At 40.5% G+C, this 17,465-nt stretch carries 16 protein-coding genes and 1 other RNA gene; 8 read left to right on the top strand and 9 right to left on the bottom strand.

Annotated elements, in window-relative coordinates; genetic code table 11:
• Window positions 1–94 precede the first annotated feature (94 nt).
• From INQ00_RS00470 to INQ00_RS00440, 7 genes are all read left to right on the top strand, one after another.
• On the top strand, window positions 95–886 hold the full coding sequence (locus tag INQ00_RS00470) for an outer membrane protein assembly factor BamD (RefSeq protein WP_005697879.1): 792 nt from the start codon (window positions 95–97) through the stop codon (window positions 884–886).
• Window positions 887–977: 91 nt separating this feature from the next.
• Window positions 978–1,175, top strand: a non-coding RNA gene (gene ssrS / locus INQ00_RS00465) — 6S RNA.
• Window positions 1,176–1,201: 26 nt separating this feature from the next.
• Entirely contained in the window at window positions 1,202–1,774 is a 573-nt protein-coding gene (locus INQ00_RS00460) for a 5-formyltetrahydrofolate cyclo-ligase (RefSeq protein WP_197546974.1), read from the top strand.
• 135 nt (window positions 1,775–1,909) lie between these two features.
• Window positions 1,910–4,480 (top strand): ATP-dependent chaperone ClpB, encoded by a 2,571-nt coding sequence (clpB, locus tag INQ00_RS00455; RefSeq protein WP_111387372.1) that lies wholly within the window; start codon window positions 1,910–1,912, stop codon window positions 4,478–4,480.
• Between the two features lie 111 nt (window positions 4,481–4,591).
• Complete coding sequence (gene mog, locus INQ00_RS00450; RefSeq protein WP_049362318.1) at window positions 4,592–5,185, top strand: molybdopterin adenylyltransferase; 594 nt, start codon at window positions 4,592–4,594, stop codon at window positions 5,183–5,185.
• 1 nt (window position 5,186) lies between these two features.
• Window positions 5,187–5,525, top strand: coding sequence for a nitrogen regulatory protein P-II (gene glnB / locus INQ00_RS00445; RefSeq protein ID WP_049362317.1), 339 nt, complete (start codon window positions 5,187–5,189; stop codon window positions 5,523–5,525).
• On the top strand, window positions 5,525–6,565 hold the full coding sequence (locus INQ00_RS00440) for an AI-2E family transporter (RefSeq protein ID WP_197546973.1): 1,041 nt from the start codon (window positions 5,525–5,527) through the stop codon (window positions 6,563–6,565). Before glnB ends, INQ00_RS00440 begins: the two co-directional genes overlap by 1 nt.
• 82 nt (window positions 6,566–6,647) lie before the next feature.
• Here the strand turns inward: INQ00_RS00440 and secF are convergent, their stop codons facing one another.
• The 6 genes from secF to tgt all read right to left on the bottom strand — a co-directional run bounded on the left by secF (window position 6,648) and on the right by tgt (window position 11,867).
• Window positions 6,648–7,622, bottom strand: coding sequence for a protein translocase subunit SecF (gene secF / locus INQ00_RS00435; protein ID WP_054419816.1), 975 nt, complete (start codon window positions 7,620–7,622; stop codon window positions 6,648–6,650).
• 10 nt (window positions 7,623–7,632) lie between these two features.
• Entirely contained in the window at window positions 7,633–9,483 is a 1,851-nt protein-coding gene (gene secD, locus INQ00_RS00430) for a protein translocase subunit SecD (RefSeq protein WP_197546972.1), read from the bottom strand.
• Between the two features lie 23 nt (window positions 9,484–9,506).
• Window positions 9,507–9,797 carry a preprotein translocase subunit YajC gene (gene yajC / locus INQ00_RS00425; RefSeq protein WP_005695468.1) on the bottom strand — a complete coding sequence of 97 codons (291 nt, stop codon included), beginning with the start codon at window positions 9,795–9,797 and terminating at the stop codon, window positions 9,507–9,509.
• 101 nt (window positions 9,798–9,898) lie between these two features.
• Window positions 9,899–10,126 carry a sulfurtransferase TusA family protein gene (locus tag INQ00_RS00420; protein WP_197546971.1) on the bottom strand — a complete coding sequence of 76 codons (228 nt, stop codon included), beginning with the start codon at window positions 10,124–10,126 and terminating at the stop codon, window positions 9,899–9,901.
• Between the two features lie 3 nt (window positions 10,127–10,129).
• Window positions 10,130–10,642 carry a hemerythrin domain-containing protein gene (locus INQ00_RS00415; RefSeq protein WP_197546970.1) on the bottom strand — a complete coding sequence of 171 codons (513 nt, stop codon included), beginning with the start codon at window positions 10,640–10,642 and terminating at the stop codon, window positions 10,130–10,132.
• 52 nt (window positions 10,643–10,694) lie between these two features.
• Window positions 10,695–11,867, bottom strand: a complete 1,173-nt coding sequence (gene tgt, locus INQ00_RS00410; RefSeq protein WP_014064085.1) for a tRNA guanosine(34) transglycosylase Tgt — start codon at window positions 11,865–11,867, stop codon at window positions 10,695–10,697.
• 176 nt (window positions 11,868–12,043) lie between these two features.
• Between tgt and INQ00_RS00405 the strand changes: the two genes are divergently transcribed.
• Window positions 12,044–13,216, top strand: coding sequence for a pyridoxal phosphate-dependent aminotransferase (locus tag INQ00_RS00405; protein ID WP_232086605.1), 1,173 nt, complete (start codon window positions 12,044–12,046; stop codon window positions 13,214–13,216).
• Between the two features lie 32 nt (window positions 13,217–13,248).
• Here the strand turns inward: INQ00_RS00405 and queA are convergent, their stop codons facing one another.
• The 3 genes from queA to INQ00_RS00390 form a co-directional block, all read right to left on the bottom strand.
• The gene (gene queA / locus INQ00_RS00400; protein WP_049374339.1) at window positions 13,249–14,340 is read right to left on the bottom strand and encodes a tRNA preQ1(34) S-adenosylmethionine ribosyltransferase-isomerase QueA; all 1,092 of its coding nucleotides are present in this window, start codon (window positions 14,338–14,340) and stop codon (window positions 13,249–13,251) included.
• A 193-nt stretch (window positions 14,341–14,533) separates the two neighbouring features.
• Window positions 14,534–15,913: a prephenate-dependent tRNA uridine(34) hydroxylase TrhP gene (trhP, locus tag INQ00_RS00395; RefSeq protein ID WP_049371619.1), complete on the bottom strand. Its 1,380-nt coding sequence runs from the start codon at window positions 15,911–15,913 to the stop codon at window positions 14,534–14,536.
• 179 nt (window positions 15,914–16,092) lie between these two features.
• Window positions 16,093–17,409: an NCS2 family permease gene (locus INQ00_RS00390; protein ID WP_197546968.1), complete on the bottom strand. Its 1,317-nt coding sequence runs from the start codon at window positions 17,407–17,409 to the stop codon at window positions 16,093–16,095.
• Window positions 17,410–17,465: the final 56 nt, after the last annotated feature.

The following is a 17,465-nucleotide window of genomic DNA, read 5'->3' as shown; positions in this document are numbered from 1 at the left end:
AAATTTAAAAAGTTGGCTTATTGTGTAATGTTCTATACAATATTCGTTAATTGTAACTTATTTATTGATTTTCGTAAAAATTAAGGAAAAAAGAATGCGTAAAATAAAATCTCTTGCACTTATTGCATTGACCTCATTCGCGATTGCAGCTTGTAGCAGTGGTAATAAAGAAGTGGAACAAGCTTCTGTTGATGATCTTTATGCAAAAGGGGCCGCAGCATTGCAAGAAGGAAGCTATTCTGACTCGATTCGTTATTTAAAAGCAGCAACAGAGCGTTTCCCTGGTAGTACTTACCAAGAGCAAGCAATGCTTGATTTAATTTATGCAAACTATAAAACGCAAGATTACACCGCAACGTTGGTAACTGTAGATAACTACTTACACCAATTCCCACAAAGTCCAAACCGTGACTATGCAGTGTATATGGCGGGTTTAACTAACTTGGCAACGGCTGATAACATGATTCAAGACTTCTTTGGTATCGATCGTGCAACGCGTGAAACAACTTCAATGAAAACGGCGTTTTCAAACTTCCAAAGCTTAGTGCGTGCGTTCCCAAATAGCCCATATTCACAAGATGCAGTAGCACGTATGGCATACATCAAAGATTCATTAGCTCGTCATGAATTAGAAATTGCAAAATTCTATGCAAAACGTGATGCATGGGTAGCTGTAGCAAACCGTGTAGTGGGTATGTTACAACAATATCCAGATGCCAAAGCGACTTACGAAGGTTTATTCTTAATGAAAGAAGCCTATGAAAAAATGGGTTTACAACAATTAGCGAGTCAAACTCAACAAGTCATCGATGCGAATAAAGATAAACAATTTGCGGACGTGAAAAAACCGGAAGAGTCTGATTTAATTCAACCGGTTAAAAAATAATCCCGTCCCTTGTGGGACGTGCTTGAATAAGCAAAATTATTCAAATAAAGGCTAGTCAAACCAATCAAATTGAGCTAGTATAAATTTAAAAGATTTCCTGGGGTGTTCGTGGATGGGTTATGTCCCTGAGCCGATACTTAGAACTTTATAAATCGGTTTCCCGCCATTGGTGTGTAGGCTTGACCTTTGACTTTGTCATTGGACTAAAGAAACCTAAAAATGGCCTTACCGGTTTCCTTGGACCGTCGGGTTCAAGGACTACTACTCGTAGCGGCACTCTGGGACCTTTCTCTTAAATCCATTCTTTCCAATCGAATGAAATCAACACAGCAAACGCTTCGCAATCAACTCCGTCAACAAATTCGTAAAACACGAGCAAATTTGACCGCACTTCAGCAGCAACAGGCGGAAGATTCCATTACTCAACAAGCTCTTGCATTAATTGAAGAACGAAATGCGCAGCATATTGCCTTGTATGTTTCCTTTGATGGAGAAATCTCCACAGATAAACTTATTAAAACCCTTTGGGCACAAGATAAGCACGTTTATTTGCCGGTATTACACCCTTTCAATCCTAACCACCTTTTGTTTTTACGTTATTTGCCAGATACACCGATGCTGAAAAATAAATTTGGCATTTGTGAGCCCAAACTCAATGTGCAAAACGTATTGCCTTTGGATGAATTAGATATTCTTTTTACGCCACTCGTCGCGTTTGATAAACAAGGAAATCGTCTAGGTATGGGCGGTGGTTTTTATGATCGTACCTTACAACATTGGCAAAATACTTCTTTTATCCCTGTGGGATTAGCCCATCAATGTCAGCAAGTCGAACAGCTTCCCACAGAAGTGTGGGACGTGCCACTTCATCAAATCTTAGTTGCTTAAACCTATCAAGACGTAAAGTTTGATAGAAAAAATTAAAAATAGTCTATTTTTTCTCTTGAAATACCAAAAAAGGGTCTTATTTAATTACTCATAAAGGGGATGACCCCAAGTATTTTATGCAGGAGAAGATAAGATATGAATATTGAAAAATTTACCACTAAATTCCAACAAGCACTTAGTGAAGCACAGTCATTAGCGCTTGGTAAAGATAATCAGTTTATCGAACCAGTGCATTTATTGGCCGCACTTTTAAATCAACAAGACGGTTCAATTGCACCGATTTTGACAGCAAGTGGCGTGAATGTCGCGTTATTACGTAATGAATTAAACGCAGAATTGAATAAATTGCCACAAGTGTCAGGTAATGGCGGAGACGTGCAAATTTCTCGTCAATTACTCAACTTATTGAATTTATGTGACAAATTAGCACAACAAAAACAAGATAAATTTATTTCCAGTGAATTGTTCTTATTAGCGGCGCTTGAAGAGCGTGGCGCATTAAATGACATTTTGAAAAAATGTGGTGCGAAAAAAGAACAAATTTTACAAGCGATTCAACATATTCGCGGAGGACAAAGCGTGAACGATCAAAATGCAGAAGAAAGCAGACAAGCTCTTGAAAAATATACGATTGATTTAACAGCTCGTGCTGAAAGTGGCAAACTCGATCCAGTTATTGGTCGTGATGAAGAAATTCGTCGAGCCATTCAAGTATTGCAACGTCGTACCAAAAACAACCCAGTATTAATCGGTGAGCCTGGTGTAGGTAAAACCGCTATTGTGGAAGGTTTGGCACAACGTATTGTCAATGGTGAAGTACCGGAAGGCTTGAAAAACAAACGTGTCCTTTCTTTAGATATGGGTGCCTTGATTGCAGGTGCTAAATATCGTGGTGAATTTGAAGAACGTTTAAAAGCGGTATTAAATGAACTTGCAAAAGAAGAAGGTCGCGTGATCCTCTTTATTGATGAAATCCATACCATGGTTGGTGCAGGTAAAACTGACGGTGCGATGGATGCAGGTAATTTATTAAAACCAAGTTTGGCACGTGGTGAATTACACTGTGTGGGTGCAACAACGTTAGACGAATATCGTCAATATATCGAGAAAGATGCTGCACTTGAGCGTCGTTTCCAAAAAGTCTTTGTGGATGAGCCAAGTGTGGAAGATACCATTGCGATCTTACGTGGTTTGAAAGAGCGTTATGAGATCCATCACCATGTAGATATTACTGACCCAGCAATCGTGGCAGCGGCAACACTTTCGCATCGTTATATTTCCGATCGTCAATTGCCGGATAAAGCCATCGACTTAATCGATGAGGCGGCTTCTAGTATCCGTATGGAAATTGACTCTAAACCTGAGCCGCTCGATCGTCTTGAACGCCGTATCATCCAATTAAAATTGGAACAACAGGCGTTACAAAAAGAAGAAGACGAAGCAAGCCGTAAACGTTTAGAAATGTTAGAAAAAGAACTTTCTGACAAAGAACGTGAATATGCTGAGCTTGAAGAAGTATGGAAGTCAGAAAAAGCAGCGCTTTCAGGTTCTCAACACATCAAACAAGCGTTAGATGCGGCGAAAACTGAAATGGAGCAAGCACGTCGTGCTGGCGATTTAAGCAAAATGTCTGAGCTTCAATACGGTCGTATTCCAGAATTGGAAAAACAACTTGCTGCCGCTGAAACCGGTGAAGGCAAAGAAATGAGCCTATTACGCTATCGTGTGACAGATGAAGAAATTGCGGAAGTACTTTCTAAAGCAACCGGCATTCCAGTTTCTAAAATGATGGAAGGTGAGAAAGAAAAACTCTTACGCATGGAAGAAGAATTGCACAAACGTGTGATCGGTCAAGAAGAGGCAGTCGATGCCGTAGCAAATGCGATTCGTCGTAGCCGTGCAGGGCTTTCAGATCCTAACCGCCCAATTGGTTCTTTCTTATTCTTAGGTCCAACTGGTGTAGGTAAAACTGAGCTTTGCAAAACTTTAGCGAAATTCCTCTTTGACAGCGAAGATGCGATGGTGCGTATTGATATGTCAGAGTTTATGGAAAAACACAGCGTATCTCGTTTAGTGGGTGCGCCTCCAGGCTACGTAGGCTATGAAGAAGGTGGTTACTTAACTGAGGCTGTACGTCGTCGTCCATATTCGGTGATTTTGCTTGATGAAGTGGAAAAAGCCCATGCGGATGTATTCAATATCTTGTTACAAGTATTGGATGATGGTCGTTTAACTGATGGTCAAGGCCGTACTGTGGACTTCCGTAACACGGTGGTGATTATGACCTCTAACTTGGGTTCTGATTTGATCCAAGGTAGTAAAGACGAAAGCTATGGTGAAATGAAAGCCTTAGTGATGTCAGTGGTGAGCCAACATTTCCGTCCGGAATTCATCAACCGTATTGACGAAACTGTGGTATTCCACCCACTTGGTAAAGATAATATCCGTGCGATTGCAAGTATCCAATTAGAACGTTTAGCAAAACGTATGGAAACTCGTGGTTACGAATTAGTGTTTACTGAAGCTTTATTAGATTTCATTGGTGAAGTGGGTTACGACCCAATTTATGGGGCGCGTCCATTAAAACGTGCAATCCAACAAGAGATCGAAAACAGCTTGGCACAACAAGTTCTATCTGGTCAATTATTACCAGGTAAAGTGGTCACAGTGGATTATGTGGATGGCAAAGTTCAAGCCAGACAATAATTTGTAAAATGAAAGCCATTTAGTGAAAGCTAAATGGCTTTTTTATGCTTTGGTAAAAGATAAAATAGGGTAGAATGACGCTGTGTATTGCGTATAAAAATGAGGAAAAAAATGACCGCACTTTTAAAAATTGGTTTGGTTTCAGTATCAGATCGTGCATCAAGTGGTGTGTATCAAGATCAAGGGATTCCAGAATTACAACAATGGTTAGAGCAAGCGTTGGTGGATCCTTTTGAAGTGGAAACGCGATTAATTCCAGATGAGCAACCATTAATCGAACAAACGCTGAAAGAATTAGTGGATGAGCACCATTGTCATTTAGTGCTCACAACGGGCGGTACAGGTCCGGCAAAACGTGATGTGACACCTGATGCCACGTTAGCAGTAGCCGATCGTGAAATGCCTGGATTTGGCGAGCAAATGCGTCAAGTGAGTTTACATTTTGTGCCGACAGCGATTTTATCTCGTCAAGTTGGTGTGATTCGTAAAAATAGTTTGATTTTGAATTTACCGGGTCAGCCAAAAGCCATCAAAGAAACTTTAGAAGGCGTGAAAGATGAGCAAGGCAAAGTCTTAGTGAAAGGAATTTTTAGTGCGGTGCCTTACTGCTTGCAATTAATCGATGGTATTTATATTGATACCAAGCCTGAAGTGATTACAAGCTTCCGACCGAAAGCCGCACGTCGCGAAAATTTGGAGAAATAAGATGAAAAAAATCGAAGCCATTATTAAGCCATTTAAATTAGATGATGTGCGTGAAAATCTATCTGATATTGGCATTAGCGGAATGACGGTGACTGAAGTCCGTGGTTTTGGTCGTCAAAAAGGGCATACAGAGCTTTATCGTGGTGCGGAATATATGGTGGATTTTCTGCCTAAAGTGAAAATCGAAATTGTCGTGCCAGATGATTTGCTTGAACAATGCCTTGAAACCATTGTTGAAACTTGCCAAACAGGCAAAATCGGTGATGGTAAGATCTTTGTTTATGATGTAGAACGCGTGATCCGTGTTCGTACAGGCGAAGAAAATGAGGAAGCCATTTAGTGGAAAAAAACTTAAATTTTAACCGCACTGTAGTCGCTATGGCGGCTTTAGTGATTGTGTTTGCGGGAATTAAACTGGCGGCAGAGATTGTCGTGCCTTTTTTATTGGCATTATTTATTGCCATTATTTGTTCGCCAGTGATTAAAGCAATGACACAACGCAAAGTACCACATGGTATTGCGATTGCCTTGTTGTTTATTTTGATTTTAATTGTATTCTTTTTCCTCGCGGGATTAATTAACAGCAGTGTGCAAGAATTTACGCGTTCTATTCCGCAATATAAAGTACTGCTTTCAGAGCGTATAAATGACTTTATGGCATTAGCCCAAAAACTGAAATTGCCGATTGTGATTTCTCGCGAAGCCATTATGGAGCATTTTGATCCAAGTGTGATCATGAACTTTGTGAGCCGTTTGTTATTAAACTTTTCTGGCGTGGTGACGAATGTTTTTGTGTTGATCTTAGCGGTGATTTTTATGCTGCTTGAAGCACCAACCATGAAGCATAAACTTGCTTTAGTTTTAAGTGATAATGAACATGATGTTGTCGCGGAAGAACATCACATCGATCGTATTTTAGATGGTGTGATTAGTTATCTTGGTGTGAAAACGGTGATTAGTTTGCTTACCGGCGTCTCGACGTGGATTTTGTTGGATGTAATGGATGTCCAATATGCGATTTTATGGGCAACCTTAAGCTTCCTATTAAATTACATTCCAAATATTGGCTCGATTATTGCAGCCGTGCCGATTGTTGTCCAAGCGTTATTGCTGAATGGATTTGGTGTGGGTATGGGCGTGACAGCTGGTATCATTGCATCAAATATTGTGATTGGTAATATTATTGAACCAAAAATGATGGGAAAAACTTTAGGGCTTTCTACCTTGGTCGTATTCTTTTCGTTGCTTTTCTGGGGATGGTTGCTCGGTACAGTCGGTATGTTACTTTCAGTGCCATTAACAATGGCGTTTAAAATTACCTTGGAAAGCTCTGAATCAACGAAGAAATATGCGGCTTTATTAGGTGATGTAAACGACTAAAGTGCAGTCATAAAATGTCATAATTTTAGCAATAAAAAAGCCACCGTTATGGTGGCTTTCTTTTTATCTGATGTTTAATAGATTAAGGTAAATCATCTACTTCTTTATCCACTTTGGGTGGAATCATATGTTCACGGCGTAGGCCGATATCATAAGCAATCGCAATCGCGATAAAGATTGATGAGTAAGTACCAAAACCGATACCAATTAATAACGCTAATGAGAAGTTATGAATTGATGGACCACCAAAGAAGAACAAGGCAATCACAACAAGAAGCGTTGTGAGAGATGTCATGATGGTTCTCGATAAGGTTTGCGTTAAGGAAATATCAATAATATCGATAGTTTCTACACGGCGAATTTTACGGAAGTTTTCACGCACACGGTCGAATACCACGATACTATCGTTGATAGAATAACCTACAACGGAAAGAATCGCCGCCACGAAGGTTAAATCCATTTCGACTTGTAATGCAGAGAATACACCGAGTGTAATCACCACGTCATGCGCAAGTGAGGCAATACCACCAAAACCTAAACGCCATTCAAAACGTGAACCCACGTAAATTAACATCATTGCCAAGGTAGCAAGAGTCGCATAAACCGCACCTTGAGCTAGTTCTTCACCGACGTTCGGACCGACGAATTCGATACTGTTAATATGAATATTCGGATCAATCGTTTGGAGCATGCTTTTAACGTGATCACCAATAGCAGAATCGTTATTGTCAGCCGGCAAACGAATCATCACGTCTTGTACAGAACCGGTTGTTTGTACAATCGGGCTTGCAATACCATTTTGATTTAATGTGCCACGGATTTTCTCTAAATCAGCCGGTTGTGAGAAATGAGTATCAAATACCACACCACCGGTAAAATCCAAGCCCCAGTTAAAGCCTTTTGTCACAATGAAGAAGAGGGAAATCGCCATCAAAATCACAGAAAATGCATATCCCACAAATCTCACTTTCATAAATTCAGTGAGAGGGAATGGCAATTTAATCCCATTCACTTCACGGATAAAATGTCCGTTTTTATCTTTTGCAAATAATCTCATCTTATCCTACCTAAATTGATAATTTTTCAAGACGTTTACCGCCGTATATGAAGTTCACGATAGCACGTGTTCCGGTAATCGCTGTAAACATTGAAATTGCCACACCTAATGCAAGGGTTACTGCAAAGCCTTGAATTGGGCCAGTACCCACAGCATAAAGAATGATTGCCGTTAAAATTGTGGTTAAGTTCGCATCGAAGATAGAGGTGAATGCACCATTATAACCTTCGTTAATGGCTTGCTGGATTGGACGACCATTACGAATTTCTTCTTTGATACGCTCAAAAATAAGTACGTTGGCATCCACCGACATCCCCAGGGTTAATACGATACCCGCAATCCCTGGCATGGTGAGTGTTGCACCTGGTAGGATAGACATCAATCCGACTAATAAAACGATATTAATCACCAAGGCGAAGCTTGCGATAATACCGAAGATTTTATAGTAAATCAGCATGAATACTATGACGGCAATTAAGCCCCAGAAGCTTGCATCAATACCTTGTTCTACGTTTTGTGCACCAAGAGAAGGACCGATTGTACGTTCTTCAACAATTTGCACTGGCGCGATTAATGCTCCTGATTTTAATAACATAGAAAGGTTTTGTGCTTCTGCAGAACTGCTTACACCCGTAATTTGGAAGTTAGAACTAAAGCGCCCTTGAATGGTTGCGACGTTAATGACTTCTTCATTTTTCTCTAAAATGGTTTTGCCATTTTCGTCTTTTTTACCGTTGTCTTTGTATTCTACATACAAGGTTGCCATTGGTTTTTTGTAGTATTTCTTGGTAGTTTGCGACATGATTTCGCCGCCTTCACTGTCCAAGGTTACACTTACTTGTGGCGTACTGGTGTTTTGGTCTAAACCAGAACTTGAGTTGATGATGTGTTCACCACCCAATACCGCACGTTTGTAAAGCGCAACAGGTCGACCTTGACGGTCATATTTGATTTCTGTATCAGAAGGCAACATACCACGAGCAGCGGATTCAGGGTTCACTAATGAATTCACAATGCGGAATTCAAGTGTTGCGGTTGCCCCTAAGATTTCTTTTGCGCGCGCAGTATCTTGAACACCCGGTAATTCGATAACGATACGTTCTGCACCTTGACGTTGGATAACCGCTTCAGCTACGCCTAATTCAGCGACACGTTTACGTAAAATCGTTAAGTTTTGCTCGATGGCTAAGTTACGTGATTCTGTTAATGCCGCTTCTGAAAGGGCAAGGTTTAAGGTGTTGTCACCAATGTCAGACACGTCTAATGTTGGGTGTAACTGACGAATAATACGCGCTGCTTTTGACATTTGGTCTGCGTTTTCTAATGTGACCGTTGTACCAAATTTGTCGCCATTTTTAATCGCCGTAAACTGAATTTTTTCTTTACGTAATTCGTTGCGTAATGTGTCTTGTAACTGTTCTTGACGTTTAGCAAGCGCAGAATTCATGTCCACTTCCATTAAGAAGCGTACACCACCACGTAAGTCCAAACCCCATTTCATCGGGTTAGCCCCAATGCTGCTTAACCAAGCCGGTGTTGCCGGTGCAAGGTTTAATGCCGTGGTGTAGTTGTTGCCTAGTTTTTCTGCAATTTTATCTTTGGCAAGAAGTTGGTCATCTGTGTTGGTGAAACGGGCAAGAATGGAGCCATTTTCAAGAACGATAGATTTGGTTGGAAGGTTATTTTCTTTCAGTACATTTTGTACTTCAGTTAATGCGGTGGTGTCTGCTTGTTGTCCGCGAGTACCGGAAATTTGCACCGCTGGATCTTCACCATAGATATTTGGAAGAGAGTATAAAGCACCAATGGCGACCACAAGGATCACCATTAGATTCTTCCATAATGGGTAACGATTTAACATAGTTTTCCCTTTAGGAATTTAAATTAGAGAGATTTTACAGAACCTTTCGGTAATACTGAAACGATGTAGTTACGGTTAATCGTGATTTCAGTGGTATCGTTTAAAGCGATAACAATTTCAGCACCTTCGGTTACTTTAGTGATTTTACCAATCAAACCACCAGCGGTTAATACTTCAGTGCCTTTCGCTAATTCAGACATTAATTTTTTGTGTTCTTTGTTACGTTTCGCTTGTGGGCGGTAAATCATAAAATAAAAAATTAAACCGAAGATCACGAAAATAAATAACGTGGACATTGGGCTTTGTGCTTCCATTGTGTTTTCCTTATAAATGAAAAGTTAAAAGTGTGCGTAAAATACCATAAAACGGCATTCAGTAAAAGCCGATGAAGGCAATAACAACGAGAATTTTAGGATTAATTGATTTTTTTCAAGCAAACTTCGAAGATTTGCTCGGAAAGCCAATGTTGATCCACTAATTCACATTGATTTTCTTCACAAAAAACAACAAAATTTTCCACCGCACTTTGACGATTTAATTGCAAAACTAATTCCTCATTCGGCGCTAAATTTGCCAAAGCCTTCTTCGCCGTTAAAAGCGGAATCGGGCAGGAAAGTGCGGCCAAATCTAATTGATATTTCATGGTTTAAACTTGGCGACGAGCAAACATAATTTTGCCCATGGCGGTCAGTTGTTCTGCGGATAAATATTGCTTACCAAGCTCAAATAGCGGCTCTTCAAGGGCAAGATGTCTATCATAGCTTGCTACAAATAGCGTAATCAGTCTTTCATCTACATCAATCCGTTTCTCTGCAATCAATTCTTCTAGTTGTTCAGAAAGTTTTGCCCAATTTTCATGCAAAGTAACATGTTGGCGTTCTAATTCATCTACCGATTCTTTCGCTTGAGGCGCTTTTTCAATTAAAGCAGGGAAAAAATCTTTTTCTTCATCATCATGATGAAGGGGTGCCGCGTGATTAAAATACTGCAAAATGGTTTTCACATCATTTAATACGGCTTGATTCACGCCATTTTTTTCTAAGTAGCCAGGAAGAATGGTGAGTTGCTTACAAAAGCGTCTCACTTTGTTATGACAGGCATAAAGCATATCAATCGGCTCATTCCAAGTGGCAAATTGTTGAGGTTCAAGGATTTGCATAAGGTTTCCTTTGTTAAAAAGTGCGGTCATTTTTGACCGCACTTTGCATGTGTTATTCTGATAATTGTGTTTCAGAAGATTGAGTAGGATCTAACTGTAATGGTGGAACAGGTTTGCCCATACGAGCATAGAATTCCACCACAAAATCATCAAAACGATCGTCTTCGATAGCTTGACGAATCTCCGCCATTAAACGTTGATAATAGCGTAAATTGTGAATGGTATTTAAGCGCGCACCTAAAATTTCACCGCATTTATCTAAATGATATAAATAAGCTTTGGTGTAGTTTTTACAGGTGTAGCAATCACATTCTGGATCTAATGGACTTGTATCATCGCGGTATTTTGCATTACGGATTTTGACAATACCATCTGTCACGAATAAATGGCCGTTACGTGCGTTACGGGTTGGCATTACACAGTCAAACATGTCAATACCACGACGCACGCCTTCCACTAAATCTTCTGGTTTACCCACGCCCATTAAATAACGGGGTTTATCAGCCGGGATTTGTGGGCAGATGTATTCTAAAATACGGTGCATGTCTTCTTTAGGTTCACCTACCGCTAAACCACCCACCGCATAACCGTCAAAGCCAATATTGACTAAGCCTTCTAATGATACTTTGCGTAATTCTTCAAATACGCCGCCTTGGATAATACCGAATAGGGCATTCTTATTGCCTAATTCATCAAAGCGATCACGGCTACGTTTTGCCCAACGAAGAGACATTTCCATGGATTTTTTCGCATAATCGAAAGTCGCAGGATATGGCGTACATTCATCGAAAATCATCACGATGTCAGACCCCAAATCATATTGAATCTCCATGGATTTTTCAGGTGAAAGGAAAATACGCTCACCGTTAATTGGATTTTGGAATTTCACACCTTCTTCGGTGATTTTACGTAATTTACCTAAACTAAATACTTGGAAGCCGCCACTGTCAGTCAGAATAGGACGATGCCATTGCATAAAATCATGCAAATCACCGTGTTTACGCATCACCTCTTGACCAGGTCGAAGCCATAAATGGAAGGTGTTACCTAATAAAATTTCTGCACCTGTTGCACGCACTTCTTCCGGTGTCATACCTTTTACGGTGCCATAGGTCCCCACTGGCATAAATGCTGGGGTTTCTACGCTGAACGTACCTTGTGGACGTTCAAATACCAAGCGACCACGACGCGCACTGCCGCTGGTTTTATCTAATTCATATTTCATTTTCTTTCCTCAACGAATAAACAGTTCGAAGATTTTTTGCAATAAAAAAGCCTGTCTTGTTTTCACAGGCTTAACAATCTTTGTGAGAGAGCATTTTATGCGGTGTGATTTAATAAGTCAAAAAATCTCTTGCAGAAGTAAATTTTCATGCTAATTTGAATAAAAATGCATTTTAAATGAATAATTATATTTTAAATCGGGAGGCGATTATGCAACGGAGAACACTTTTTAAATTAGCAGGTACGACAGCGTTAGGTATGGCATTGGCACCAAAATTGATGGCAGAAAATCAGGTGCCAAAAGCAACGTCAACGAAAGTATTACATCTCAATTTTAATGAGAATGCGTTAGGGATGTCGGAAAAAGCAAAACAAGCGATTATGAATAGTTTAGCAATCGGTTCATATTATCCAGATGATCAACGTGCAGCAGTCATTACGCAATTAGCTGCTAAACACAATGTCGCTGAAAGTTTCATTTCATTGGGAAATGGTTCTTCAGAAAATATTCAAGCAGCCGTCCAAGCATTGATCGTTAAGGCTCAAAATGCAAAACAAGCGGTTCAACTCGTGGTGCCGGATCCAACATTTAATTATGCAGAATTATATGCAAAAGCGTTAGGTGTGCCAGTGGTGAAAGTGCCGCTCGCAGACGATTTTTCTTTTGATTTAACGAAGTTAAAAAACGCCGCAGAAGCCTTTGATGGTGTGACGATTTTCTATTTATGTAACCCAAATAATCCAACATCAATGATTACGCCGGCTAAAACACTTTTCCCTTGGATTAAATCATTTTCTCAAAATAGCTATTTTCTGCTAGATGAAGCTTATGCGGACTTTGTGGAGGATCCTGCCTTTGAAACAGGTATGACATTAGTCAAAGAAGGCTTGAAAAATGTATTAGTGACACGGACTTTCTCTAAGTTTTATGCGTTAGCGGGCTATCGTGTGGGATATTTACTTGCTCAGCCGGAAGTGGTTGAAGAAGTGGAAAAATTTATGTCATTGGATAACACGAATCTTGCGGGAGCCGTGGCTGCAGTGGCCTCTTTACAAGATAAAACCTTTGCAAAATTGAGTTTCCAAAGTAATGCGGTTTCACGTCAGATTGTTCAAAATGCCTTAACAGAACTTGGTTTAAAATTTGCACCATCTAATGGTAACTTTATTTTCCATGAGATTAAGGGAGACGTAAAAACTTATCAAGAACGCATGAAAGCGCATTCTATTTTGGTGGGACGGGAGTTTTTGCCTATTCAAGGATGGAATCGTCTCACGCTTGGTACACCAGATGAGATGAAAGTGTTTGTTAAAGTACTAAAAGAATTTAGAGCAAAAGGTTGGATTTAAAAAAATGGGTGGCATTTGACCACCCATTTTTCTTATTCTAACCCTTTTACATTGGGATTTTTAGTAATAAACATCGCATCACCATAACTGAAAAAACGATAGCGATTTTCGACCGCACTTTTATAGGCGTTCATAGTGTGGCTAAAGCCTGCAAAGGCAGACACTAACATAATCAATGTACTTTCCGGTAAGTGGAAGTTGGTAATTAACGCATCCACCACACGGAAGGATTTACCCGGGTAAATAAAAATGGATGTATCTGAAAAATAAGGTTCAATTAAATCTGGGTTGCCATTTTCTTCTGCAGATAGGGCTGCCGTTTCAACTGAACGCACTGATGTTGTACCTACCGCAATCACACGTTTACCCGCTTTTTTCGTTTCAATAATGGCATTGCAGACTTCTTGAGAAAGCTCCACATATTCCGCGTGCATAATGTGATCTTCGATATTTTCAACGCGAACAGGTTGGAATGTGCCTGCGCCCACGTGCAAAGTCACAAATTCAAAATTGACACCTTTTTCGTGTAATTTTTGTAAAAGCTCATCATCAAAATGCAAGCCAGCCGTTGGCGCAGCCACTGCACCAGGCACTTTGTTATACACGGTTTGATAGCATTCTTGATCCGCTTCTTCATCAGGGCGATCAATATAAGGCGGTAACGGCATATGACCGATTTCTTGCAACACATCAAGTACATTGCGACTTTTATCCGCTAATTCCACTTCAAAAAGCGCATCTTGACGACCAATCATAATCGCTTTTACGCCCTTATTTTCACCGAGCTTATCTTCACCTAAAAATAATTCAGCGCCTTCTTTTGGTGCTTTTGACGAACGAATATGTGCTAAGAAATGATGTTCACTTAAAACACGTTCAACCAATACTTCAATTTTTCCGCCACTGGCTTTACGACCAAACATACGAGCAGGAATCACGCGCGTATTGTTAAAAATCAACAAATCCCCTTCGTCGATTAAATCCAATACATCGGTAAAAGTGCGGTGAGAAATTTCCCCGTTTTCACCATTAAGCTGTAGCAAACGGCAAGAAGAGCGATCTTCTTTAGGGTAACGAGCAATCAGCTCATCAGGTAAGTCAAAATGAAAGTCAGAAACACGCATAATTATAAATAATGAAAGCTAAAAATGGGGCATAGTCTAGAGCTATTCGGAGGAAAGAACAAGAAAAAAAGCCCTTTCAAAAAGGTGAAAGGGCAAAATATTTGGAGTCATACTATGAGTTGTTGAATTAACAAATCAGGTATGGGATGTATTATAGTGCATTTATTAACAAATGCAACAATTTTTTAACAAATTAATTGTGTGGATTGCGTGTGTTGGTGTTGACTAAGTTACGCATCAACAATGCATAATCAAGTTGGACGTCTTGTGGGACATCTAAAAAGACAAAGTGACCATCGCCAAGTGCGGCTTCCACATTTTCATTTTTGCGATTGAGCATTTTTTCAATTTTAAAGACGATGTTGCCTTGTGGAGTCATCATTTCTACTTCATCACCAAGCAAGAATTTATTTTTCACCGCCACTTCAGCCATACCTTGCTCGTTACGTTTACCGGTAAATTCACCGACAAATTGTTGGCGTTCAGAGATAGAGTAGCCGTATTCGTAATTTTGGTATTCATCGTGCGTATGGCGACGTAAGAAACCTTCGGTATAACCACGATGAGCAAGGGATTCCAACGTATCCATTAAGCTTTCATCAAATGGTTTGCCTGCTGCCGCATCATCAATGGCTTTGCGGTAAACTTGTGCGGTTCTCGCGCAGTAATAGAATGATTTAGTACGGCCTTCGATTTTTAAAGAATGCACACCAAGTGCGGTCAATTTTTCCACGTGTTGTACGGCACGCAGATCTTTTGAGTTCATGAAGTAGGTGCCGTGCTCATCTTCAAACGCCGTCATTTGCTCATCGGGCTTTTGTGATTCGGTATAAAGGAAAACCTTATCCGTTACTGCACCTTCACCTAAGGTTGGTGCGACATTTTTCACTTCGATTTGTTGAGCAGGATCGATTTTTGGCACGATGTTGCCCACTTCATCCGTCGTGCCTTCTTCCATTTTGTATTCCCAACGGCAAGCATTCGTGCAAGTGCCTTGGTTAGGGTCGCGTTTGTTGATATAGCCAGAAAGCAAGCAACGGCCAGAATATGCCATGCACAACGCACCGTGTACGAAGATTTCGAGTTCGATATCGGGCACGTGTTGGCGAATTTCGGCAATTTCTTCAATGGATAATTCGCGCGATAAAATCACACGAGTTAACCCCATTTGTTTCCAGAATTTTACCGTTGCCCAGTTTACCGCATTCGCTTGTACAGAAAGGTGAATATCAATATCCGGGAAGTTTTCACGCACCAACATAATTAAGCCTGGGTCAGACATAATTAAGGCATCTGGGCCCATGTCGATGACAGGTTGTAAATCTTTGATAAAGGTTTTGAGTTTGGAATTATGCGGTGCAATGTTTACCACTACATAGAATTTTTTACCAAGTGCATGGGCTTCATCGATCCCGATTTTTAAATTGGCATGATTAAATTCATTGTTACGTACACGTAAGCTGTAACGTGGTTGGCCTGCATAAACGGCATCTGCACCATACGCAAAGGCATAGCGCATATTTTTGAGGGATCCCGCAGGGGAGAGTAATTCAGGTTTAAATGGGGTTGTCATAATATTCTCTTGTCTGATTTCAGGTCAGTAGCTTGCTTTTGGCAAGCCGTATTAAAGGCCTGTATTTTAGGCGGATTTAGGGATTTGTAAAGTAAAAGTGCGGTTGGTTTTTTGATTGTTTTTTAGGTTAAAAATAAAAAAGGCGAACCATTCGTTCGCCTTATCAAAATTGTATTTAATTAAATCGCCCAGCCGCCAGCATAGAATGCGACAAGGACAATGGCGATGATAATTGTGCCGATGTTGAGTTTTTTCACATCACCACTCACGATACGACCAATCACTAATGCCGCAAAGCCAAGCATGATACCGGTTACGATGTTTGCCGTTAACACGATGAATACCGCGCAAACTAAGCCGCTCATTGCGCCCACGAAATCATCGAAGTCTAATTTGCTCACATTGCTTAGCATTAATAAGCCTACATACATTAACGCCGGTGCAGTTGCATAACCTGGCACTAAGAATGCAAGTGGTTGGAAGAATAACATTAATAAGAATAATACGCCGACCACGATAGCGGTGATACCCGTTTTACCGCCTGCGGCTGTCCCTGCTGCTGATTCGATATAAACAGCGGCTGGCGCAGTACCGAATAAACCTGAGAATAAGCTACTTACAGAATCAGAGGTTAAGGCTTTGCCACCGTTGATGATTTGTCCATCTTTATCTAATAAGTCCGCTTGTCCTGCAACGGCGCGAATAGTACCTGTTGCGTCAAATACGGCGGTCATCACTAACGCAAAAACAATCGGTAAAATGGCAGGTTGTAATGCACCTTGGAGATCTAATTGTAAGAAAAGTGAGTTTTCACCAAAGGTTGGCATTTTGAAGATTTGGCCATTGAATGTTACGTTTGGATCGAAGATTAAACCTACGATAGTAATCGCGATGATGACCCATAAAATCCCGCCTTTTACTTTCATTTTTTCTAAGCCAATAATGAATGCAAGACCGATTAAGGACATCATCACAGGGAACGAGGTGAAATAACCTAATTTAACCGGTAAACCCGCTTGGTTGCCGACCACTAAGCCTACGCCATTTGCGGCGATTAAAAGTAAGAATAAGCCGATCCCGATCCCTGCACCATGCGCGATACTTGATGGCAGGTTACGTAGAATCCATGAACGAATACCTGTTGCAGAAATTAAGGTGAACACCAAACCCATGAGGAATACGGCACCTAATGCCACAGGAATAGAAACATGTTGACCAATCACTAAGCTAAATGCGGTGAAAGCAGTTAATGAAATGGCACAGCCGATCGCCATTGGCGCATTTGCCCAAAAACCGATTAAAATTGATCCAAGCCCCGCGACTAAACAGGTTGCAATAAACACTGATTCAGCCGGAAAGCCTGCATCACCCAGCATTTTAGGCACAACAATCACGGAATACACCATCGCTAAAAAGGTGGTTAAACCTGCGATGATTTCTTGACGAACCGTTGAACCGCGTTTGCTGAGTTCAAAGGTTTTTTCTAAACTTGACATAAAGTCCCCTAGGTTAATAATCAAAAAAAGACGTGCTATTTTATAGCAAATTACTT

It is taken from the genome of Haemophilus parainfluenzae (assembly GCF_014931275.1).
GTDB lineage: Bacteria > Pseudomonadota > Gammaproteobacteria > Enterobacterales > Pasteurellaceae > Haemophilus_D.
The sequence above is the reverse complement of the archived record's forward strand: the minus strand, read 5'-3'. Positions and strand labels throughout refer to the sequence as shown.

What these genes read in the sequence shown, in the direction of transcription:
- INQ00_RS00470 (WP_005697879.1), top strand. Translation starts at nt 95, where the DNA reads ATGCGTAAAATAAAATCTCTTGCACTTATTGCATTGACCTCATTCGCG.
- INQ00_RS00460 (WP_197546974.1), top strand. Translation starts at nt 1,202, where the DNA reads ATGAAATCAACACAGCAAACGCTTCGCAATCAACTCCGTCAACAAATT.
- clpB (WP_111387372.1), top strand. Translation starts at nt 1,910, where the DNA reads ATGAATATTGAAAAATTTACCACTAAATTCCAACAAGCACTTAGTGAA.
- mog (WP_049362318.1), top strand. Translation starts at nt 4,592, where the DNA reads ATGACCGCACTTTTAAAAATTGGTTTGGTTTCAGTATCAGATCGTGCA.
- glnB (WP_049362317.1), top strand. Translation starts at nt 5,187, where the DNA reads ATGAAAAAAATCGAAGCCATTATTAAGCCATTTAAATTAGATGATGTG.
- secF (WP_054419816.1), bottom strand. Translation starts at nt 7,622, where the DNA reads ATGAGATTATTTGCAAAAGATAAAAACGGACATTTTATCCGTGAAGTG.
- secD (WP_197546972.1), bottom strand. Translation starts at nt 9,483, where the DNA reads ATGTTAAATCGTTACCCATTATGGAAGAATCTAATGGTGATCCTTGTG.
- yajC (WP_005695468.1), bottom strand. Translation starts at nt 9,797, where the DNA reads ATGGAAGCACAAAGCCCAATGTCCACGTTATTTATTTTCGTGATCTTC.
- INQ00_RS00420 (WP_197546971.1), bottom strand. Translation starts at nt 10,126, where the DNA reads ATGAAATATCAATTAGATTTGGCCGCACTTTCCTGCCCGATTCCGCTT.
- INQ00_RS00415 (WP_197546970.1), bottom strand. Translation starts at nt 10,642, where the DNA reads ATGCAAATCCTTGAACCTCAACAATTTGCCACTTGGAATGAGCCGATT.
- tgt (WP_014064085.1), bottom strand. Translation starts at nt 11,867, where the DNA reads ATGAAATATGAATTAGATAAAACCAGCGGCAGTGCGCGTCGTGGTCGC.
- INQ00_RS00405 (WP_232086605.1), top strand. Translation starts at nt 12,044, where the DNA reads ATGAATAATTATATTTTAAATCGGGAGGCGATTATGCAACGGAGAACA.
- queA (WP_049374339.1), bottom strand. Translation starts at nt 14,340, where the DNA reads ATGCGTGTTTCTGACTTTCATTTTGACTTACCTGATGAGCTGATTGCT.
- trhP (WP_049371619.1), bottom strand. Translation starts at nt 15,913, where the DNA reads ATGACAACCCCATTTAAACCTGAATTACTCTCCCCTGCGGGATCCCTC.
- INQ00_RS00390 (WP_197546968.1), bottom strand. Translation starts at nt 17,409, where the DNA reads ATGTCAAGTTTAGAAAAAACCTTTGAACTCAGCAAACGCGGTTCAACG.